16 protein-coding genes are annotated in these 21628 nt (G+C 65.6%); 9 read left to right on the forward strand and 7 right to left on the reverse strand.

The annotated features are described in order from the left end of the window. Window positions 1–50 precede the first annotated feature (50 nt). Window positions 51–1733 carry a 30S ribosomal protein S1 gene (gene rpsA / locus ABRP17_RS01485; protein WP_188324273.1) on the reverse strand — a complete coding sequence of 561 codons (1683 nt, stop codon included), beginning with the start codon at window positions 1731–1733 and terminating at the stop codon, window positions 51–53. A gap of 198 nt (window positions 1734–1931) precedes the next feature. Then, on the reverse strand, window positions 1932–2609 hold the full coding sequence (gene cmk / locus ABRP17_RS01490; protein WP_349985240.1) for a (d)CMP kinase: 678 nt from the start codon (window positions 2607–2609) through the stop codon (window positions 1932–1934). Between the two features lie 209 nt (window positions 2610–2818). On the opposite strand from cmk, the gene ykgO reads away from it, so the two are divergent. From ykgO to ABRP17_RS01520, 6 genes are all read left to right on the forward strand, one after another. Further along, a complete protein-coding gene (gene ykgO / locus ABRP17_RS01495; protein WP_005409283.1) occupies window positions 2819–2944 on the forward strand; it encodes a type B 50S ribosomal protein L36 in 126 nt (41 codons plus the stop codon). 159 nt (window positions 2945–3103) lie between these two features. Continuing rightward, window positions 3104–3403, forward strand: a complete 300-nt coding sequence (locus tag ABRP17_RS01500) for a hypothetical protein (RefSeq protein WP_372487045.1) — start codon at window positions 3104–3106, stop codon at window positions 3401–3403. A 42-nt stretch (window positions 3404–3445) separates the two neighbouring features. Beyond that, complete coding sequence (locus ABRP17_RS01505; RefSeq protein WP_349985246.1) at window positions 3446–4486, forward strand: agmatine deiminase family protein; 1041 nt, start codon at window positions 3446–3448, stop codon at window positions 4484–4486. Window positions 4487–4986: 500 nt separating this feature from the next. Then, window positions 4987–5874, forward strand: a complete 888-nt coding sequence (locus ABRP17_RS01510; RefSeq protein ID WP_192080681.1) for a carbon-nitrogen hydrolase — start codon at window positions 4987–4989, stop codon at window positions 5872–5874. A 22-nt stretch (window positions 5875–5896) separates the two neighbouring features. Further along, complete coding sequence (locus ABRP17_RS01515; RefSeq protein ID WP_188324278.1) at window positions 5897–6427, forward strand: GNAT family N-acetyltransferase; 531 nt, start codon at window positions 5897–5899, stop codon at window positions 6425–6427. 3 nt (window positions 6428–6430) lie between these two features. Further along, on the forward strand, window positions 6431–7684 hold the full coding sequence (locus ABRP17_RS01520) for a TraB/GumN family protein (RefSeq protein WP_349985248.1): 1254 nt from the start codon (window positions 6431–6433) through the stop codon (window positions 7682–7684). Window positions 7685–7839: 155 nt separating this feature from the next. On the opposite strand, the gene ABRP17_RS01525 is transcribed toward ABRP17_RS01520, so the two are convergent. The 3 genes from ABRP17_RS01525 to ABRP17_RS01535 are packed head-to-tail and all read right to left on the reverse strand — an operon-like array spanning window position 7840 to window position 15583. After that, entirely contained in the window at window positions 7840–10917 is a 3078-nt protein-coding gene (locus tag ABRP17_RS01525; RefSeq protein ID WP_349985250.1) for an efflux RND transporter permease subunit, read from the reverse strand. Next, complete coding sequence (locus tag ABRP17_RS01530) at window positions 10914–14432, reverse strand: efflux RND transporter permease subunit (protein ID WP_372486859.1); 3519 nt, start codon at window positions 14430–14432, stop codon at window positions 10914–10916. The genes ABRP17_RS01525 and ABRP17_RS01530 overlap by 4 nt, the downstream gene beginning before the upstream one ends. Beyond that, window positions 14429–15583 (reverse strand): efflux RND transporter periplasmic adaptor subunit, encoded by a 1155-nt coding sequence (locus ABRP17_RS01535; protein ID WP_192080672.1) that lies wholly within the window; start codon window positions 15581–15583, stop codon window positions 14429–14431. Before ABRP17_RS01535 ends, ABRP17_RS01530 begins: the two co-directional genes overlap by 4 nt. A 203-nt stretch (window positions 15584–15786) precedes the next feature. On the opposite strand from ABRP17_RS01535, the gene ABRP17_RS01540 reads away from it, so the two are divergent. Together ABRP17_RS01540 and ABRP17_RS01545 are read left to right on the forward strand one after the other, a co-directional pair. Continuing rightward, on the forward strand, window positions 15787–16194 hold the full coding sequence (locus tag ABRP17_RS01540) for a cytochrome c (RefSeq protein WP_188327298.1): 408 nt from the start codon (window positions 15787–15789) through the stop codon (window positions 16192–16194). Window positions 16195–16205: 11 nt separating this feature from the next. Continuing rightward, window positions 16206–16670 (forward strand): cytochrome c, encoded by a 465-nt coding sequence (locus ABRP17_RS01545; RefSeq protein WP_188324283.1) that lies wholly within the window; start codon window positions 16206–16208, stop codon window positions 16668–16670. 371 nt (window positions 16671–17041) lie between these two features. Here ABRP17_RS01545 and ABRP17_RS01550 read toward each other — a convergent pair whose 3' ends face one another. Then, the gene (locus tag ABRP17_RS01550) at window positions 17042–18928 is read right to left on the reverse strand and encodes an ATP-binding cassette domain-containing protein (RefSeq protein ID WP_349985253.1); all 1887 of its coding nucleotides are present in this window, start codon (window positions 18926–18928) and stop codon (window positions 17042–17044) included. Window positions 18929–19004: 76 nt separating this feature from the next. Here ABRP17_RS01550 and dbpA point away from each other — a divergent pair, with 76 nt between their 5' ends. Continuing rightward, window positions 19005–20381 carry an ATP-dependent RNA helicase DbpA gene (gene dbpA / locus ABRP17_RS01555; protein WP_188324285.1) on the forward strand — a complete coding sequence of 459 codons (1377 nt, stop codon included), beginning with the start codon at window positions 19005–19007 and terminating at the stop codon, window positions 20379–20381. A gap of 397 nt (window positions 20382–20778) precedes the next feature. On the opposite strand, the gene ABRP17_RS01560 is transcribed toward dbpA, so the two are convergent. Continuing rightward, window positions 20779–21315 (reverse strand): adenine phosphoribosyltransferase, encoded by a 537-nt coding sequence (locus tag ABRP17_RS01560; RefSeq protein ID WP_188324286.1) that lies wholly within the window; start codon window positions 21313–21315, stop codon window positions 20779–20781. Window positions 21316–21628: the final 313 nt, after the last annotated feature.

The following is a 21628-nucleotide window of genomic DNA, read 5'->3' on the forward strand; positions in this document are numbered from 1 at the left end:
CCCGGACTGATGTCCGGGCCGTCCAGGAAACTACGACAGCGGCAGACCGATTACTCGGACTTGTTGCCGCCCAGCTGTGCACGCAGCAGCGCGCCGAGCTGGGTCATGCCGGCCGAAGAGGCGGACTGGTAGTCCTCCAGCACTTCGCGCATTTCCGCATCGTCCTTCGCCTTGATCGACAGCTGCAGGGTACGGCCCTTACGGTCCATGCCCACGAACTTGGCTTCGATCTTGTCGCCGACCTTCAGGTGCTGGGTGGCATCGTCGACGCGGTCGACCGAGATATCGCGGGCAGCAACATAGCCCTCGATGCCGTCGGCCAGTTCGATGATGGCGCCCTTGGCGTCAACTTCCTTGACCACACCTTCGATCTTGGAACCCTTCGGATTGACGGCCATGAACTGACCGAACGGATCCTGCTCCAGCTGCTTGACGCCCAGGCTGATGCGCTCGCGTTCCGGATCAACCGCCAGGACCACTGCGTCCAGGTTGTCGCCCTTCTTGAAGTTGCGCACGATGTCTTCGCCAGTGGTCGCCCAGCTGATGTCGGACAGGTGAACCAGGCCGTCGATGCCGCCGTCCAGGCCGATGAAGATGCCGAAGTCGGTGATCGACTTGATCTGGCCCGACACCTTGTCACCCTTCTTGTGGGTGGCAGCGAAGGTTTCCCACGGATTGGCGGCAACCTGCTTCATGCCCAGCGAGATGCGGCGACGCTCTTCGTCACAATCCAGCACCATCACTTCGACTTCGTCACCGACCTGCACCACCTTGGACGGGTTGACGTTCTTGTTGGTCCAATCCATCTCGGACACGTGCACCAGGCCTTCCACGCCCGGCTCGATTTCGACGAATGCGCCGTAATCGGTCACGTTGGAGACCTTGCCGAACACGCGGCTGTTGGCCGGGTAACGACGCGAGATGTTATCCCACGGATCTTCGCCCAGCTGCTTCAGGCCCAGCGAAACGCGGTTGCGCTCGCGGTCGAACTTCAGCACGCGCACGTCCAGCTCGTCGCCGACATTCACGACTTCGGACGGATGGCGCACGCGCTTCCATGCCATGTCGGTGATGTGCAACAGGCCGTCGATGCCGCCCAGGTCCACGAAAGCGCCGTAATCGGTCAGGTTCTTGACGACACCCTTCAGGATCGCGCCTTCCTGCAGCTTGTCCATCAGCTGCTCGCGCTCTTCCGAGTGCTCGCTTTCGACGACAGCGCGGCGCGAAACCACGACGTTGTTACGCTTGCGGTCCAGCTTGATGAGCTTGAATTCCAGCTCCTTGCCTTCCAGGTAGGCCGGATCGCGCACGGGGCGCACATCGACCAGGGAACCCGGCAGGAACGCGCGGACATCCTTGATGTCGACGGTGAAACCACCCTTGACCTTGCCGCTGATGCGACCGGTGATGGTTTCGTTCTTTTCCAGCGCTTCTTCCAGCTCGTCCCACACCATCGCGCGCTTTGCTTTCTCACGCGACAGAACGGTCTCACCGAAGCCGTTCTCGATGGAATCGAGGGCGACCTTGACGACATCGCCTACGGCGACATCGATCTCGCCATCATCGTTACGGAACTGTTCGATCGGCACGATGCCTTCGGACTTCAGCCCGGCATTGATCACCACGACATCGCCGCGGACTTCCACGACGGTACCGCTGACGATGGAGCCCGGCTTCAGCTTGGCCAGATTGGCCTGGCTGGCTTCAAACAGTTCGGCAAAAGATTCGGTCATTAGATTTACTCTGTTGATCACATGGGTCAGCGGTTTCCATCAAGGAACCCAGCCGCCCGCCTGTTGGTCGACCCCGGAAAAGCGGGCCGTGTGTGAAGTGATTAAACCGCCACGCATCATTGCGCGACGGAGCATTTACAACCCTGCGGTGCGTATTGCGACACCGCCCGTCGAGGGCGGTTCTCCTGTACGAACGGATCAGGCAGCCGAAACCGGAAGCAGATCCATCACTCGTGCAACGACATCATCGATGCCGATACCAGTGGTATCGATGAGGACGGCATCGTCTGCCGGCTTCAGGGGCGCCACAGTGCGCTGTGCATCACGGGCGTCGCGGGCCATGATCTCGCGCAGGAGGTCATCAAAGTTAACAGAAACCCCCTTGTCATTCAACTGCTTATGCCGGCGCTCGGCGCGCTCCTGGGCACTTGCGGTCAGAAACACCTTATAGGAGGCGTCCGCGAAGATGACCGTTCCCATGTCACGGCCATCGGCCACCAGCCCGGGGGCAGACCTGAATGCGCGCTGCCGCTCCTTGAGTGCGCCACGCACTTCCGGGATGGCGGCAATGGCCGAGGCCAGCGCACCGGTGGTTTCCAGCCGCAGCTCGTCGGTGGCATCGGTGCCGTTGACCAGCACCCGCATCGTCTCGCCCTGCTCCACGAACTGCACCTTGGTGTCGAACGTGCAGCGCACCAGCGCCGACGCGTCCGAGGTGTCGATGTCCGCCCAGCTGGCGGCCACGCCCACGGCCCGGTACAGCGCGCCGGAATCGAGGTAATGCCAGCCGAGGCGGCGGGCCACGATGCGGCTGATGGTACCCTTGCCAGCCCCGGAAGGGCCGTCGATGGTGAGGACGGGAACGAGTGCAGACATGGGGTTTCCAGCAGGTGTGAAGGGCCCATTCTAGCCCCAGCCTGACCGGGTGCTGCGATTGGTCTGTGCAACCACTTGAAACGATGGAGAAAAGCCCGGTAGAATGGCGGGCTTGAACGAGCGTCAACGCAGTATTGTCTCTGGCATATCGCGGCCGCGCTCCACTTGAACACTTACTTTTACACTCAACGTGTACGCCGAGGTATGCCATGAAAGTCCTGTCCTCCCTGAAGTCAGCGAAGGCCCGTCACCGTGACTGCAAGGTCGTGCGTCGTCGTGGCAAGATCTTCGTGATCTGCAAGTCGAACCCGCGTTTCAAGGCGCGCCAGCGCTGAGTTGGCCGGCCTCACGGCCGACCACAGGTCCTTCGCGGGGCCGGTTTGATACAGAAAGCCGCCTCCGGGCGGCTTTCTGCTTTATCCATGTTGTAATCGCGTTTCTTGACCACTGGGGAGTAGTTCGAGATGAAGCGTTGCCTGATTTCCCTGGCCGTGATGGCCACCCTCGCCGCGGCCACACCGGCCCTGGCAGACACCCTGCTGGTGGATCGCGCCGCCGAGAAGCCGGGCATCGCCCTGCCCGTCCGCGGCCAGAGCATGCAGCAGGTGCAGAGCCAGTTCGGCGCACCGGCCGAGCAGTTGGATGCTCGCGGCGGCCAGAAGCGCCAGTGGCCGACCATCAACCGCTGGGTCTACCCGCAGTTCACCGTCTACTTTGAAAAGCAGAAGGTGATCGACGTGGTGGCCAACAAGGCGGCCCCCAACGAGATCGGCCCGAAGCCGCCGATCCGCTGACGAACCCAGCCCGCGCCCGCGCGGGCCAATGCAAGCGAGACCATGAACGAGACCCTACGTTTTCCTGCCGAGTGGGAAGCCCAGAGCGGCGTCCTGATTGCCTGGCCGACGGCCGACACCGACTGGGCCGAGCGCCTGGGCCAGGTGGAAGAGACCTACATCGCCCTGGTGGCCGCGATCACCCGCTTCCAGCCGGTGCTGATCTGCGTGGCCGACGACGACGTGGAGACCTACGCCGAAATGCGCCTGCGCTCCAACCGCATCGACATGGACCGCGTGCACTTCGTCACCGCGCAGTACGACGACACGTGGCTGCGCGACTCCGGTCCTATCACCCTGCAGCGCAGGGACGGCGGCTTCCAGCTGCTGGACTTCCGCTTCACCGGTTGGGGCGGCAAGTTCGATGCCAGCCTGGATGACCAACTGGTCGGCGTGTTGGCCGGCGCGGGCGTGTTCACCGATGCACCGGTTCGCAGCATTCCCTTCGCGCTGGAAGGCGGCGGCATTGAAACCGATGGCCAGGGCACGCTGCTGACCACGTGGAAGTGCCTGCATGAGCGCCACCCGGACCGTGAGCGCGCCAGCCTGTCGACCGACATGGCCGATTGGCTGCAGCAGGACCGGGTGCTGTGGCTGGATCACGGCTATCTGGAAGGCGACGACACCGACGCGCATATCGACACGCTGGCACGTTTCGCGTCCGTGGACAGCATCGTCTACCAGGCCTGTGATGACGCCGGCGACTCACACCATGCCGAGCTGCAGGCGATGGGCGCCGAGCTGGCCGCGCTGCGCACCGTCGATGGCGCGCCGTACCGTCTGTTCCCGCTGCCGTGGCCGCAGCCGGTACTGGACGACGGCCGCCGTCTGGCTGCGTCGTATGCGAACTTCCTGATCATCAACGGGGCGGTGCTGATGCCGGCCTACGGTGATGTCACCGATGACGCCGCACGGGATGTGCTGGCGGCGGCGTTCCCGGATAGGGAGATCGTGCAGGTGCCCTGCCGGTCGCTGATCTGGCAGAACGGGAGCCTGCATTGCATCACGATGCAGTTGCCGGCGGGGTTGTTGGCAAACGGCTGAGCCCTTCGTGGCTGGCGGGGAAGCGGCAGCTGGTTTGGGCCGGGCGGTGGGACTGCGCGGGGGACGGCAAGGGCTGCATCCATGCGTGCCTCGTTTCGCGCCATCCATGGCGTGGGTCCACGTCATCGCATTCGCGCTGTCGCTCCCACGCTTTGCTGCGCAAACCGTGGGCCCCTTCTCACCAGCGCCCACACCCCGCCGCTTCGCGGCCGCCCCTGACTCAGGGGCTCCCTCCACCCGACGAGTTACGGCGATCGGTAGCGCCGACCCATGGTCGGCGGAGTTCGCCGATCCACGGCGATTCCCGGCAACCCCTCCCGCGCCGGCCGGGGCGATGCAGCCGTGCTCCTGAAATTGCAGTTGCCGTCTGGTTTTGACGTTGCCTGCGCTTCTGCCGGCCGCAGGCCAGAACGCTCCCATACCCATCATTCAGCCGCGGCCACGCTGCCCTCGCCCATCCGCGTTAACATGCATGTTTTCCCCTGCAGGAACGCTTTCGGATGAGTCCCCGCCAGCCCCTTACCGTCGCTCTGATCCAGGAGCGCAACCACGGTGATGCCGCCGCCAATCTCGCCGTGATCGAATCCCGTGTCGCTGAAGCCGCAGCCAATGGCGCCAAGCTGGTGCTGCTGCAGGAGCTGCACAATGGCGCGTACTTCTGCCAGCACGAAAATGTGGACGAATTCGATCTGGCCGAGCCGATTCCGGGCCCCAGCACCGAGCGCTTGGGCAAGCTGGCCAAGCAGCACGGTGTGGTCCTGGTCGCCTCGCTGTTCGAGCGCCGTGCCGCGGGCCTGTACCACAACACCGCGGTGGTGTTCGAAAAGGATGGCAGCCTGCTGGGCAAGTACCGCAAGATGCACATTCCGGACGATCCGGGCTTCTACGAAAAGTTCTACTTCACCCCGGGCGATCTCGGCTTCACGCCGATCGACACCTCGGTCGGCCGCCTTGGCGTGCTGGTGTGCTGGGACCAGTGGTATCCGGAAGCGGCCCGCCTGATGGCGCTGGCCGGCGCGGAGCTGCTGCTCTATCCCACCGCCATCGGCTGGGACCCGGATGACCAGCAGGATGAAAAGAATCGCCAGCGCGATGCGTGGGTGCTCAGTCACCGCGGCCATGCCGTGGCCAATGGCGTGCCGGTGCTCAGCTGCAACCGCGTCGGCCACGAACCGTCGCCAATGGGCGCATCGGGCATCCAGTTCTGGGGCAACAGCCACGTGTTGGGGCCGCAGGGCGAGTTCATCGCCGAAGCCGGTGGTGAGGAAACGGTGCTGATCTGCGAGGTCGACCTGCAGCGCAGCGAGCACGTGCGCCGCATCTGGCCGTTCCTGCGTGATCGCCGCATCGACGCGTACGGCGACCTGCTCAAGCGCTACATCGACTGATCCCCTGCCGGAACCTGCGCCCATGGCCGTGCTTATCCGTGATGTCCGCGAGGCTGACATCGCTGCGATCACCGCGATCTACGCGGTGGAAGTGACCGATTTCGTCAACACCTACGAGTACGACATCCCCGACGCGGCTGAAATGCAGCGTCGGATGCAGGACATCGTGGCCCGCGGCTTCCCCTACATCGTCGCCGAGGTTGACGGCGACGTCGCCGGCTATGCCTATGCCAATACCTACCGCACCCGAGTGGCCTATCAGTGGACCGTGGAAAACTCGGTCTATGTGGATGCGCGCTTCCAGGGCCAGCGCGTAGGCACCACGCTGCTGCAGGCGTTGATCGATGCCTGCACCGCACGCGGTTATCGGCAGATGGTGGCCGTGATCGGCGAACCCACCAACACCGCCTCCATCAAGTTGCACGAGCGCTTCGGTTTCCATCTGGTCGGTGTTTTCCAGGGGCTGGGGCGCAAGCACGGCCGCTGGCTCGACACGGTGCAGATGCAACGCGCGCTCGGCGACGGCACTGACAGCGCACCCACCAATGAGTAATGCATGACTGACTCCCTGCCCCGCTCCAGCGATGTTGCTGATGGCGAAGAACTGTTTGCCGGCCAGCCCGTGCGCATCGTCGTACGCGACGGTGTGCGTTACACGCTGCTGGGCACTGCGCACGTATCGCACACCAGCGTGGAAGCGGTGGAAAAAGCCATCTACAGCGGGCGCTTCGATGCCGTCGCGGTAGAACTGGATCCGCAGCGCCTGCAGGCACTGACCGAGCCGGATACGCTGGCCAAGCTGGATCTGGTGGAGGTGATCCGCAAGGGCCGCGTGGCCCTGTTCGCCGCCAACCTCGCGCTGTCGGCTTACCAGCGCCGCCTGGCCGAGCAGCTCGGCATCGAACCGGGCGCGGAGTTGAAGCGCGCGGTACTGCTGGCGCGTGAGCGCGGGCTGCCCGTGCACCTGATCGACCGTGAGGTCGGCCTGACCTTCAAGCGTGCGTCGTCGCAGCTGGGCTTTTTCGGCAAGATCAAGCTGATGACCGGCTTGGCGGCTGGCCTGTTCTCGTCCGACGAGGTGGGCAGTGATGAAATCGAGAAGCTGAAGCAGGGCGACATGCTCGAATCCAGCTTTGGCGAGTTCGCCAAGGAAAGCCCCGCGCTGTACGACACGATCATCGGCGAGCGCGACCGCTACATGGCGACCCGCCTGCGCGAAGAACGTGCCCTGCAGGGTGTCGAGCCGGCGCAGCGCGAAGTACTGGCGGTGGTGGGTGCCGGCCATCTGGCCGGTCTGGCCACCTATCTGGAAACCGACAATGAGCCGCCGGTGCCGCTGCGTGCGCAGCTGGAATCCGTGGCGAAGAAGCGCAACATTCCGTGGTTCACCCTGGCCATCCTGGCCATCGTGGCAACCGGCATCGGCGTGGGCTTCTACCGCGGCGGGATGGGCGTGGGCACCGAACTGCTGGCGACCTGGGCGATGTACACCGGCGGCCTGGCGGGCCTGGGCTGCCTGTTGGCAGGCAGCCACCCGTTGAGCATTCTCACCGCGATCGTGGTGGCCCCGTTCAAGCCGTTCCGCCTGAGCATTCCCACCGGCGCGTTCGCGGCGCTGGTAGAGACGCGCCTGCGCAAGCCGGCCTACGAAGACTTCCTGAAACTGCGCGACGACGCGCAGACGCTGAAGGGCTGGTACCGCAACCGCGTCACCCGCGTGGTGCTGACCTTCATGCTGACCAACCTCGGCAGCATGCTCGGCCTGTGGCTGACCGGGTTCCAGGTATGGGGCAAGGTCGCCGCGCAGTAACGGCGGACTGCGGTAGCGCCGACCCACGGTCGGCGAGCGCAGCGGCGCCTTTCGCACAAACCCCGCCGAGAAACGCGGCCGCCCCGTAGCGCCGACCCACGGTCGGCGAGCGCAGCGGCGCCCTTCGCGTGAACCCCGCCGAGCACGGCTCGGCGCTACCTCAGGGATGGGGCCTCCACGCCACGCCCGCGCGCCTTGCGGATCAACTGGCCGGCTGCGCTGCGCGCATCGTCCAGCACCGCATAGATCGTCGGCAGGAACAACAGGCTGACCACCGTGGAGAACGCCAGCCCACCTGCAATCGCACGGGCCATCGGGTAGTACGGCGGGCCGTCGCCGAACATCTGCGTGTCGGTCAGCGAGATCGGCACCATCGCCAGGATCGCCGTGCCCATCGTCATCATGATCGGGCGCAGCCGCTCGCGTGATCCTTCCACCAATGCCTGCGTACGCCCCATGCCGTTGCGGCGCAGGTTGTTGATGTGCTCGATCATCACGATGCCGTTGTTCACCACCACCCCCATCAGCACCAGAATGCCGATGAAGGACATGATGCCGAACGAGGTGCCGGTCAGCCAGAACAGCCAGAACACACCGAAGATCGAGAACAGCACACCGCTCATGATCGCAGCCGGAAACAGCAGCGATTCGAACACCGCCGCCATCACCACGTAGATCATCACCAATGCGATCACCAGATTGAACAGCATCTGCTGCATGGCCTCGTCGTCGTTGCCGAAGTCGCCGCCATCGAAGCTGAAGCTGTAGCCCGCCGGGAAGTTCATCGGCTTCAGAACGGCTTCGATCGCCTTCCGACCATCGGGTGCGGTGATCTTTTCAGCAAGGTTGGCCTTGATGGTCAACGTCGTCTGTCGGTTGGTCCGACCAATCTGCGTGGCCGATGACACGATGTCCACCGACACCAGGCTCAGCAGCGGCACGGTGCGGCCATCGCCCGTGCGTACGCTGAAGCCGGCAAGGTCTTCCGGCGTGCTTTTCTCGGCACCTGCGAAACGGACCCACACCGGCACCTCGTTGTCACCGCGTCGGAACTCCCGCATGGGCGCGCCACGCAGGGCCAGGCCCACGAAACTGGCGACCTGCTCGGCATTGAAGCCGAACGCCGAGGCGCGCTCGCGGTCAACGCGGATCGCCAGTTCGCTGCCCTTCTCCCCGTTGTCGATGCGCACATCGCGCAGCTCCTTGCGCTGGGCCAGCAGCGGTAGCACTTCCTCGCCGATCTCCTGCAGCATCGAACTGGAATCACCGACCAGCTGCACCTGCACGCCGCTGTTGCTGCTGCCGGAATCACCGCCCTGGTTGCCGACGAAGTAGTCGGCCCGCGCGGATTTCGGCAGCCCCTTGCGCATTTCTTCCTGGATCGCCTTCAGACCACCCGCGTGCGCCTCGTCGACCGTGACGATGGTCGAGCTGCCTTCTTCCTCGCTGTACCAGGAATACACCTGGGTGATGTGCAACCGCTCGCGGTTGGCGTCCAGCCAGTCCTCCACGCGCTTCACTTCATCGGACATCTGCCGGTAGGTGTAGGCGCTCTTCCACATGTAGCCGATGAACACGTCCTTGCCGCCTTCGCCGCCGAACATGTCCACCTTGGTCAGCTTCATCGGCACCAGGCTGACCAGCACCACCAGCAGGATGCCCAGCAGGCTCCAGCCACGGTGGCGAAGCGTCCAGTCCAGCAGCACGGCATAGCGGTCCTGCAGGCGCGCGATGACGCCCGTTTTGGAATGCAGCAGCTTGGGCGTATCCATGCGCGCGGACAGCATCGGGATCAGGCTCACCGCCACCAGCCACGATGCCAGCAGGGACACCGAGATGGTGATCGCGATCTGCGACATGAAGATGCTGATGTTGTTGGTCTCACCGAACAGGTTCGGCAGGAACACGATGCAGTGGCACAGGGTGCCGGCGCTGAGCGCGATGGCTACGTTGCGGGTGCCGATGATCGACGCCAGCCGCGGCTGGTCGGATATCCGTTCGCGCTCCTGGTAGATGCTTTCCACTACCACCACGGCGTTGTCGACCAGCATGCCGACCGCCAGCAGCAGCCCCATCATGGTCAGGATGTTCAGCGTCACCCCGACGAAATACATGAAGCCCAGGGTGATGATGAAACAGATCGGGATGGCCAGGGTCACCATCAGGGTGGACGGCCAGTGGCGCAGGAAGAAGAACAGCACGGTCACCGACAGGATCAGGCCCACCGCACCGGCTTCGGCCAGTTCCAGCAGCGACGAGGTCACCGTCTTGCCCTGGTTGTCGATGACTTTGATCTGTACGTCGCGCATGCTCGGCTGCGCGCGGATCGCTTCCACTTCGGCCAGTGCCGCGCGCGAAACCTCCACCAGGTTCGCACTGCGTTCCTTGAAGACATCCAGGCCGATGGCCGGGTTGCCATCCAGCCGGCGGCCGTAGCTCATCCGCGTGGGCTTCAGGCGCACCTCGGCGATGTCACCCAGCCGCAGTCCCTTGGCATTGATTACCAGGTCGCGCATCTCCTGCAGGTCGGTGATCTCGCCTACCGGCTGCACGCGCACGCGCTGGCCGTTGTCATCGATCTGCCCCGCCGACAGCGAGAAATTCAGGGTCCGCAGGCGGTCGCTGAGGTCGTTGATGCTCAGCCCATGCGCGTTGAGGCGGTTCGGGTCAATGGCGATCTCGACCTCATTCGGCGGCGCACCGGAAATGTTCACCCGGGCCACGCCGGGAATGCGTTCCAGCCGCCGCTTGAACTCGCGGTCCAGCATGTCATACGCACCGGTCAGGTCGGTGTCGCTGGCAAGCCGCACCTTGAGCACCGGTTCGTCACTGCTGGACCACTTGAACACGTTGTAGCGCTGCAGGTCGTCGGGCAGGTCGCTGCGGATGGCATCGATGCGTTCGCGCGCGTCGGACGCGGCGATGGCGATGTCACGGTCCCAGTCACTGAACTCGATGAAGATGCTGGCTCCTTCCGATGTCGCCGAAGAGCGCATCCGCTTTATCCCGGTCATCGTGGCCAGGCTTTCCTCCACCGGCCGGATCACCGTGCGTTCGACTTCTTCCGGCGTGGAGCCCGCGTACGGCACCTGCACGAACAGGAACGGCGCGGTGATGTCCGGCAGCGCTTCCAGCGGCAGCCGGAACGAGGCGATCAGACCCACCACCACCAGCGACACGAAACACATGATGGTGGTGACCGGGCGGCGGATGGAGAACTCGGCAATGCTCATGCCGCACTCTCCGGGTGACCTTCGACGGCGGACCCGTACGCCAGTTTGCGGCCGCGCTCACGGTAGTAGGCATCGCCCTTGCGGTCCATCAGGTCGTACACCACCGGGATCACCAGCAAGGTCAGCAGCGTGGACACCAGCAGGCCGCCGATCACGGTGATCGCCATCGGCGCGCGCACTTCGGCCCCCTCGCCCATCGCTACAGCCAGCGGCAGGAAGCCAAACAACGTGCACAGCGTGGTCATGATGATCGGGCGCAGGCGCGAGCGAGCGCCTTCCACCAGCGCCTCGTGCTTGGCTATGCCGGCTTCGCGCAGCTGGTTGACCTTGTCGATCAGGATGATCGCGTTCTTGGTCACCAGCCCCACCAGCAGGATCAACCCGATGAACACCACCACCGAGATCGGTTTGCCACTCAGCAGCAGTGCCAGCACCGCACCGACCAGGGCCAGCGGGATGGTGAACAGGATGACGAACGGATGCAGCAGGGATTCGAACTGCGAGGCCATCACCAGGTACACCAGGAAGATCGCCAGCCCGAAGGCGAAGATCAGCGAGCGTGCGGACTCTTCCAGCTCTTCGCCCTGGCCCCCGATGTGCATGCCCACCGCAGCGCCCAGCGGCTGCTCGGCGACCATCGCCTGCACTTCGCGCATCGCCGCGCCCAGGTCGATGTCGCGCAGGTTGGCCGACACCACCGCTACCCGCGTCTGGTCAGCGCGATGGATCTCGCTCGGCCCGGTGGTGGCCACCACTTCGGCCACGGCATCCAGGGTCACCGGTCGGGTACTGCCCGGATTGACGATCAGCCGGCGGATGCTGTCCACGCTGGCCCGGTCGCCTTCCTGGGCCCGCACCAGCACGTCGATCTTGCGGTCACGGAAGCTGTAGCGCGTGGCCACGTCACCGCGCACCTTCTTGACCACCACATCGGCGATCTGCCGTGTGGTCAGCCCTAGTGCACCGGCACGTTCCTGGTCGAAGCGGATCTGGATTTCCGGGAAGCCTTCTTCCACCGTGGATTTGACGTCAGCGTAGTGCGCGTTGTTGCGCAGCATCGCCGCCAGCCGTTGCCCGGCCAGCTCCAGCGAGGCCATGTCCTGCCCACGCAGTTCAATTTCCAGCGGCGTGGAGAAGCTGAACAATGCCGGCCGCGCGAAGTCCACCTGCACCCCCGGGTGCGTCGCCATGGTGGCGCGCAGCCGATCGCTGATCGCCGCTTCGCTGCGTGCGTTTCCGCCGCCTTCCATCACCACGGTCAGCTTGCCGATGTTCTCGCCACTTTCCGTCGGACTGGCATCCAGCCGCGTGCCGGCGCCGCTGACACCGTACAGCGAGGCGATGCCCTCACCGGCCGGCTGCTTGCCGTCGCCGTGGGTCAGCTGCAGTTCGCGCACCAGGGCATCGGTCTGCTTCAGCGGGGTGCCGGCCGGCAGCTTGACCGTCATTTCAAAGCGATCCTGCGCCAGTTGCGGAATCAGGTCCGCACCCAGCATCGGCACCAGCGCCATCGTGGCAACGAACGCCAGCGCGGCCAGCCCGAGCACCTTGCCCGGATGAGCCAAGGCATTGGGCAGCAGGCGCAGGTAACCGCGCTCCGCACCCGCATAGGGCTTCATCGCGACGTCGCTGGCTTTGCGCATCACCGGGCCGACCACGGCCACGATGCCGCGCCACACCCGCACCACCAGCCAGGCCGCGCCGAAGAAGGTGTACCGGATACCGGCCATGGCGCCCCGCCGGCCGCCCGCTACCGGCTTCAGCCAGCGGTTCTGCGGACGCCATGCGTCGGTCGCCGGTTCTTCCGGGAACGCCAGCGGAGGACGTCCTTTCAGCGAGCTCAGCATCGGAATCAGGGTCATCGACACCAGCAGCGAGATCGCGATGGCGATCGCCACGGTCAGCGCCTGGTCGCGGAACAGCTGGCCGGCGATGCCATCGACGAACACCAGCGGCAGGAACACGGCGATGGTGGTCAGGGTGGACGCTACGACCGCCATGCTGACTTCACGGGTACCGGCAATGGCCGCCTGCAGCACCCCCAGCCCGCGTTCGCGTGCCTTGGCGATGCTTTCCAGCACCACGATGGAGTCATCGACCACCAACCCGGTCGCCAATGCCAGGCCGCCCAGCGACATCACGTTCAAGCTCAGGCCCAACTGGCCCATGAAGAAGAACGTGGTGATGATCGAGACCGGCAGCGACAGGCTGATCACGAAGGTGCTCCAGCCGTCACGCAGGAACAGGAAAATGATCAGGATCGCCAGCAGGCCGCCGATCACCGCGTCTTTCTTGACGTCGCTGATCGCGTGCTCGATGAAGCGCGACTGGTCTTCGATGGTGGTCAGTTCGGCATCGGCCGGGAAGGTGGTCTTGATCTGCTCCAGCCGCGCGCGCAGCGCTTCGGCCGTGGTCACGGTGTTGGCGTCGCCTTCCTTGTAGATCGCCAGCTCCACCGCTTCCTTGCCGCCGAGGCGGATGATCGCTTCGCGCTCCTTGTAGCCCTGGCGCACGGTAGCAACGTCCTTCAACCGCACCGGCACACCGTTGGCCACCACGCTGGAACTGCCGCCGGATGCACTCTGCGCCGCCGATGCCGCCGACATCGCCGCATCCGAGCCGGTGGCCGCTGCGATCGCGAACATCTGCGCCATCGCCGAGGCGGCAGCGCTACCGTTGGACGACTGGCTGGTGATCAGCAGGTTGCGGATTTCTTCGAGGTCGGCGAACTGGTTCACCGTCCGCACCAGGAAGCGCTGCGACCCCTCTTCCAGACGCCCGCCGGAGATGTTGACGTTCTCCTCCTTCAGCCGCTGGATGACCGTGTCGATCGGCAGGTTCAACTGCGCCAGTTTCTGCTGGTCGATATCCACCTGGATCTCATCTTCCAGGCCGCCACCGACCTTCACCGCGGCCACGCCGGCCACCGGCTCCAGCTTCTTCTTCAGGTCTTCGTCGGCGTAGCGACGCAGGCCGGTCAACTCACGGATCGCCTCGGCATCGCTGGCCGGTGCTTCCTTGCTGGATATCACCAGACGCATGATCGGTTCGGTGGACGGATTGAAGCGCAGCAGCACCGGGGCCTTGGCCTCCAGTGGCAGGTTCAGCGCTTCCATCTTGTCGCGCACTTCCAGGCTGGCCTGGTCCATGTTGGTGCCCCACGCAAACTCCAGCACCACATCGCTCTGGCCGGTGCGCGAAATGGACTTCAGCTTGCGCAGGTTCTTGACCACCCCGACCGCTTCTTCCACGGGCTCGGAGATCAGGGTTTCGATTTCAGACGGCGCCGCGCCGGTGTACTCGGTGCGCACGGTCAACGTGGGATAGCTGAGGTCCGGCAGCAGATTCACCTTCAGGCTGCCCAAGGCGATCAGCCCGAACAGGATCAGGGTGACCGTGCACATGGCGATGGTCACCCGGCGACGCGTGGCGAACTCCACCAGGCCGCCGCCCATGCCGCCGGGGCCGTGACCCTCGTGGGGGTCGCGACCGTGGTCGTTGCTGGCCGATGTCATGGGGCGCTCCCTGCCTTGGTCGCCGGCGTGGCCTTGGCCACCTGCTTGGGATCGGCGGGCACGATGACCTGCACGGCCGTGCCGTCGCGCAGCGCGACCTTGCCGGCGGTCACCACCTGATCGCCGGCGGCCAGCCCTTCGCGTACCTCGATCCACGCCCCTTCGGCGTAGCCCAGGGTGATCGGCACGCGCGCGACCTTGCCGGCCCGCACGCGGAACACGGCCGGATCCCCATCGTCCAGCAGCGCCAGGCGCGGTATCACCAACGCATTGGCGCGCTGGTCGTAGTCGATGCGGATGCGACCGAACATGCCCGGCTGCAGCGACTGCACGCCGCCGTCGAAGGTACTCACCACGCGGAAGGTGCCACTGCCCGAATCCACCACCGGCGAAATGCGGTCCACTTGGCCGGTGAAGCGCTGGCCGGGCAGTGCATCGGCCAGCAGGGTCACCGGCTGGCCAGCACGCAGCGTTGCCAGCTCGCGCTCGGGCACGTTGAGCGTAGCTTCCAGGCGGGAGTTGTCGACGATGCGGAAGATCGGCGTATTGATCTGCACGAAGTTGCCGGTCTTGATCGAGCGCGACGCGATGACCCCGCTGATCGGTGCGGTGACCGTGGTGTAGGACAGTTCCAGCGTGGCCAGCCGGTACTGCGCGCGGGCGTTTTCCACGTCGTAACGCAGCTGGTCGACATCGGCGGCGCTGACCATCTGCTGGCCGACCAGCCGATTGGCGCGCTGGTAGTTGTTCTCCAGTTTGCGCATCACCGCCTCGCTCTGGGCGACGGCCAGGCGCGCGCGGTCCGGGTCCAGGCGCACCAGCGGCTGGCCGGCACGTATCTGCTGGCCTTCTTCCACCAGCACCGCCAGCGCTACGCCGGACGTCTTGGCAACGACCTGGGCTTCAGCGCGCGGTTCCAGTGCCGCCGTGCCGGTATAGCTGGCCGCAACGCCGCGATGGCTGGCCACGGCCACTTCCACCGGCACGGACTCGACCTTCTTCTCGTCGGTCTTGCCATCCTTGGTTTCCGCTGCCTTGGCTTCGGTGTTGGGGCCCCCTGCGCAGCCGGACAGCAGCAACGAGGTGGAGATGAGCAGCGCGGCGGCGCAGATTCCGCTGCGGCCGGCGGGCAGGAAGGCATGGCGTGACATCGTCGGGTCCCTGGGGATGCGTGAGCAGGTGTGGTAGCAAAGTAATGCACCACCTCACGGGTACACCATATCCCAAAGGTCACGGTGACTTCACGCCGCCGGTTGGCTGCTGCCCATTTCAGCAACATGAAATGAGCCGCTATACTCGGGCCGTTCCGAACCCCACGCCGGAACGACCAGACCCGAATCCCGGAAACGACATCATGCGCCCGCAGCCGCTCGCCGCTTGTCTTGCTCTGGCCGTCCTCCTGCCCTTCGGGGCCGCCGTGGCCGCTCCTGCCCCTGCTTCACCCGCTACGGCTCCGGCCGCGCCGGCGCCGCTTCCGGCCCCGCAGGCGCCCGCCCCTGCCGCGGCGCTGACCGGCAATTTCGACAATGGCCGGGTATTGGCCTATACCTGCCAGGGGTGCCATGGCATCACCGGCTACAAGAACGCCTATCCCAGCTACAAAGTGCCCAAGATCGGCGGGCAGAGCGAGCAGTACCTGCTGCAGGCGCTCACCGAGTACCGCCATGGCAAACGCCGACATCCCACGATGCAGGCGCAGTCGATGAGTTTCAGCGAACAGGAGATCGCCGATCTCGCTGTTTACCTGTCCACCATCAAGTAAGGCACGCCCACATGTCGAAAGCCGCGCCGTTTACGCGTCATGCCATCGCCTTGTCCGTCGCCGTCCTGCTGGCGGCCTGCTCGCCCTCGCACGAGGACAGCAGCACGCAGTCGCCCGCACAGCCGGGACAGGCCGCGGGTGATCTTCCAGCGCCTTCGTCGTCTGCCGGCCTGCCGGCTGGGCGCCTCGCCGCCGGTGAGGCACGTGCGCAGGCCAAGGGCAAGGCCACCGGACAGAGCTGCATCGACTGCCACGGGGCCGACGGCAATTCGCCGATCGATCCGACGTACCCGAAGCTGGGGGGCCAGTACAGCGATTACCTCGCGCATTCGCTGCAGGCGTACCGCAGCGGCGATCGCCAGCACGCGCTGATGACCCCGCAGGCGACGGGCCTGAGCGATCAGGAGATCGCCGACCTGGCCGCTTATTTCGGCTCACGCCCCACCCAGCTGCGCGACCTGCACGGCCTGAAATAGCCGCAGGCCGGACATGCCCGTGCACGGGTAGAGCCGAAACGGTAGAGCCGACTTCAGTCGGCTGTTTTGTACAGCAAGCAGCCGACTGAAGTCGGCTCTACCAGGGCACAAGCCAAAGCACAGGCCCAAGCACAGGCCCAAACCACCGCCCCGTCACCGGTAGCGCCGACCCATGGTCGGCGAGCGCAGCGTCCCAGGCGTTCACGCATCCGGCAGCGCCGACCCACAGTCCGCGAGCGCAGCGGCCCAGGCGTTCACACATCCGGTAGCGCCGACCCATGGTCGGCGAGCACAGCGGCCCGGGTGTCGACGCAATCCGCCGAGCATGGCTCGGCGCTACCACCGCCCACCCCCGAGCGGCAGCACATCCCTCAGGCGTCCAGCTCCTGCCAGCGGGCGTAGGCGGCATCCAGTTCGGCCTGCACCTTCGCCAGCTTCTGGTTGTGCGCGGCCATGTCCGGCGCGCTGCGCTGGTAGAACGCGGGGTCGTTCATCGCGGCGGTCAGGCCCTCGACGTCCTTCTCCAGCGTTTCAATCTTCAACGGCAGCTGCTCCAGCTCGCGTGCATCCTTGTAGCTCAGCTTGCGCTTGGCCGGTGCAGCTGCGGCAACGGCAGGTGCAGCCGCCACGGCAGGCCGGCTGGCCACCACCGGCGCGTTGAGCGCCTGCGCCGCCACGAACGCCGCATGGCGCTGCCAATCGGTATAGCCGCCCACGTAATCACCGACCACGCCGTTGCCTTCCATCACCAGCGTGGAGGTCACCACGTTGTCCAGGAAGTCACGGTCATGGCTGACCAGCAGCAACGTGCCGGTGTAATCGCCCAGCAGCTCTTCCAGCAGCTCCAGGGTTTCCACGTCCAGGTCGTTGGTCGGCTCATCCATCACCAGCAGGTTGGACGGCTGCGCGAACAGCTTGGCCAGCAGCAGGCGATTGCGTTCACCACCGGACAGCCGCGTGATGGGCGCGCGTGCCCGTTCCGGCGTGAACAGGAAGTCCTGCAGGTAGGCATGCACGTGCTTGCGCTTGCCGTTGAACTCGATGAAATCGCGGCCCTCGGCCACGTTCTCGATCGCCGTCCAGTCCTCGCGCAACACCGCGCGGTACTGGTCGAAATACGCGATTTCCAGGTTGGTGCCGGCACGCACTTCGCCGCTGTCCGGTGCCAGGTCGCCCAGCAGCAGTTTCAGCAGCGTGGTCTTGCCGCTGCCGTTCGGCCCGATCAGGCCGATACGATCGCCGCGCAGGATCGTCGCGGAAAAGTCGCGCACCATGCAACGCTCACCGAAGGAGAACGACACATCCTTGATGTCGATGACCTTCTTGCCGGAGTTGGCCGCCTGGGCCGCTTCCATCCGTACGTTGCCACTGAGGTCACGGCGCACGGAGCGCTCGCTGCGCATCGCTTCCAGACGGCGCACGCGGCCTTCATCGCGGGTACGGCGGGCCTTGATGCCCTGCCGGATCCACACTTCTTCCTGCGCCAGCATCTTGTCGAAGCGGGCGTTTTCCTGCGCCTGCGCGTTCAGCCGTTCCTCGCGGCGACGCTCGTAGTTTGCCCAGTCGCCCGGCCAGCTGGTGACCTGGCCACGGTCGATCTCGACGATGCGGGTAGCCAGTGCACGCAGGAAGCGGCGGTCATGGGTGACGAACACCACGCTGCCGTTCCAGTTCTTCAGGAACATTTCCAGCCAGTCGATGGCCTCGATGTCCAGATGGTTGGTCGGTTCGTCCAGCAGCAGCAGATCCGGGCTGGACACCAGCGCGCGGCCCAGCAGCACGCGGCGCTTCATGCCGCCGGACAGGCGCGCGAACTCGGCATCACCGTCCAGGTCCAGCTTGGTCAGCGTTTCGCTGACGCGCTGATCCAGGCCCCAGCCGTTGGCTGCATCGATCTTCGCCTGCACCGCGCCCAGCGCGTCGCCGTCGAAGTCCTCGGCCATGCTGAGGTGGTGGAATTCGGCCAGCCACTGGCCCAGCTCGCCCAGGCCCTCGGCGACCACGTCGAACACGCTGCCGGCGGCACCGATGGGCACCTCCTGTTCCAGGCGCGTCACGCGGACGCCCTGCTGGATGCGGACTTCGCCGTCGTCGGGCTTGTGGTCGCCGGACAGCAGCTTGAGCAAAGTGGATTTGCCGGCGCCGTTGCGGCCGATCAGGGCGATACGCTCACCCGGTTCGATCGACAGTTCGGCTTTTTCCAGCAACAACGGGCCGCCGACGCTGAAGTCGACGTTCTGCAAGGTAATCAGAGGCATGGGGCTATTGTACGGGGTCGGATCGCTTTTCTGGGGAAAAGGGATCAGGCCCGGCGCGGACCCCGTACAATGCGCCATGAATGAATTCTCGACCCTGCCGCTGAGCCCGGCCCTGCAGCCCGGCCTGGAAGCGCTTGGCTACACCACGATGACCGCCATCCAGGCGCGCGCCCTGCCCCCCATCCTCGACCGCCGCGACGTGATCGCGCAGGCGCCGACCGGCAGCGGCAAGACCGCCGCCTTCGGGCTGGGCCTGCTGCAGGCACTGGATCCGGCCACCCAGCGCGTGCAGGCGCTGGTGTTGTGCCCTACCCGCGAACTGGCCGACCAGGTCGGCAAGCAGATCCGCAAGCTGGCCACCGGCATCCCCAACATGAAGCTGCTGGTGCTTACCGGCGGCTCGCCGCTGGCCCCGCAACTGGCCTCGCTGGAAGCCCACCACCCGCACGTGGTGGTCGGCACCCCCGGCCGCGTGCAGGAACTGGCGCGCAAGCGTGCGCTGAACCTGGGCCAGGTGCGCACCCTGGTGCTGGATGAGGGCGACCGCATGCTGGACATGGGCTTTGAAGAGCCCATCCGCGAGATCGCAGGACGCACGCACAAGGATCGGCAGACGATGCTGTTCTCGGCCACCTTCCCCGACGCGATCCGCGCGATCGGCCGCGACGTGCTGCGCGAACCGGTGGAAGTGACCGTGGACGGTGCCGACGACGCCCCCGACATCCGCCATCTGTTCTGCGAAGTAGAGCCGGCGCATCGGCAGAAGGCGCTGGCCGGCCTGCTGCTGAAGTACACCCCGGAATCGGCGGTGGTGTTCTGCAATACCCGCAAGGATGTCGACGAGGTCGCCAACTCGCTGCAGCAGTTCGGCTTCTCGTCGCTGGCCCTGCATGGCGACATGGAGCAGCGCGACCGCGAGGAAGTGCTGGTGCGCTTCGTCAACCGCAGCTGCAACGTGCTGGTGGCCAGTGACGTGGCTGCGCGCGGACTGGACGTGGAAGACCTGGCTGCAGTGATCAACTACGAACTGCCGACCGACATCGAGACCTACCAGCACCGCGTGGGCCGCACCGGTCGCGCCGGCGCCAGCGGCATGGCGATCAGCCTGGTCGCGGGCCGCGAGAAGTCGCGCGCCGAGGCACTGGAAGCGCAGCGTGGCAAGCCGCTGGACTGGCAGAAAACCCCGCTGGCCACCTCGCGCCCGGACGAACTGCCGCAGGCGGCCATGCGCACCCTGCGCATCGACGGCGGCAAGACCGACAAGCTGCGTGCAGGTGACATCCTGGGCGCACTGACCGGCGATGCCGGACTGGCGGGCAAGCACATCGGCAAGATCGCGATCTATCCCACGCGCTCCTACGTGGCGATCGCCCGCGACCACGCCAACCGCGCACTGGGCAAGCTGGAAGAAGGCAAGATCAAGGGCCGCCGCTTCCGCACCCGGGTGATGTAAGAGTCACGCATCGGTACGCCGGTGCTCTGGCTTGTTTCGGGCCTGCTTTGCTTCGGGCCTGCTTTGCTTCGGGCCTGGCTTGCTTCGGGCCTGGCTTGCTTCGGGCCTGCTTTGCGTCTGGTAGAGCCGACTTCAGTCGGCTTCGCACGCAACAACAGCCGACTGAAGTCGGCTCTACCGGATTCCGGTCGACCGTTTGTATCGGCCGGCCGTTTGTTTCGGACGGCCGTGTATTTTCAGCCGACCGTGTATTTAAGCCGGACCGTGTATTTCCGGCCAACCGCTATTTCCGGCGGACCGTGTATTTCCGGCCGACCGGGCATTCCAGCCGACCGTGTATTCCAGCCGCCCGTTTGTTCCCGGCCGACCGTGCATTCCGGTCGGACCGGCGGGTCCCTCAGTACACCAGTTCTGCGTGCAGCGGCAGGTCGGCTTCCCAGCGGCCGCGGCCGCCCAGGCCGTCGAGCTCCACCAGCACGCCGGCACCCACCACGTTCACGCCCAGGCGCCGCACCAAAGACAGCGCCGCCACCAGCGTGCCGCCGGTCGCCAGTACGTCATCGATGATCGCCACCCGCGCACCGGCCGGCAACGCGTCGGCGTGCACTTCGATGCAGTCGCTGCGGTATTCCAGCGTATATTCCTCGCGCAGCACCTTGCCCGGCAGCTTGCCCGGCTTACGCACCGGCACGAAGCCGATACCCAGCTCGTGTGCCATGGCTGCGCCCAGGATGAAGCCGCGCGACTCGATGCCGACCACCGCATCCAGCTGCAGGTCACGCCAGCGTGCGCTCATCGCCTTGACCGCGGCGCGGAAGTCATCGCCGTTGGCGAGCAGCGGCATGATGTCCTTGAACAGGATGCCCGGCTTGGGGAAATCAGCGATGTCGCGCAGGCGCGATGCCCACTGCGGTTCGACGGATGCGTCGGTCATTGCAAGGCCAGCGGAGTTGGCGGCATAGGGTAACAGGCAGATCGTCGCCTTGCTGCCCGTGCGCAGCCCCGGTCGGCGCCGTCGCCGTGTCGCTGCGTTCCACGCGTGACGCGTCGAGCACTCTCCAAAATCGCACACACGTGCGATAATCGCCCCTGCCGGACATTCACCTCGTTCCAGCGCACAGTGCAGCGATGCCCTGTCGCCCCTTCTGATCCGCAGGGAAGTGAATGCCGACGGTCCCCGCCACGCGTCCGCGCGCGCGGGCCTGCCCGACCCCGCGGCCGGGTTTCGAACGTAGAGGTTCATGCAA

The organism is Stenotrophomonas sp. WHRI 8082 (genome assembly GCF_040223995.2).
GTDB lineage: Bacteria > Pseudomonadota > Gammaproteobacteria > Xanthomonadales > Xanthomonadaceae > Stenotrophomonas.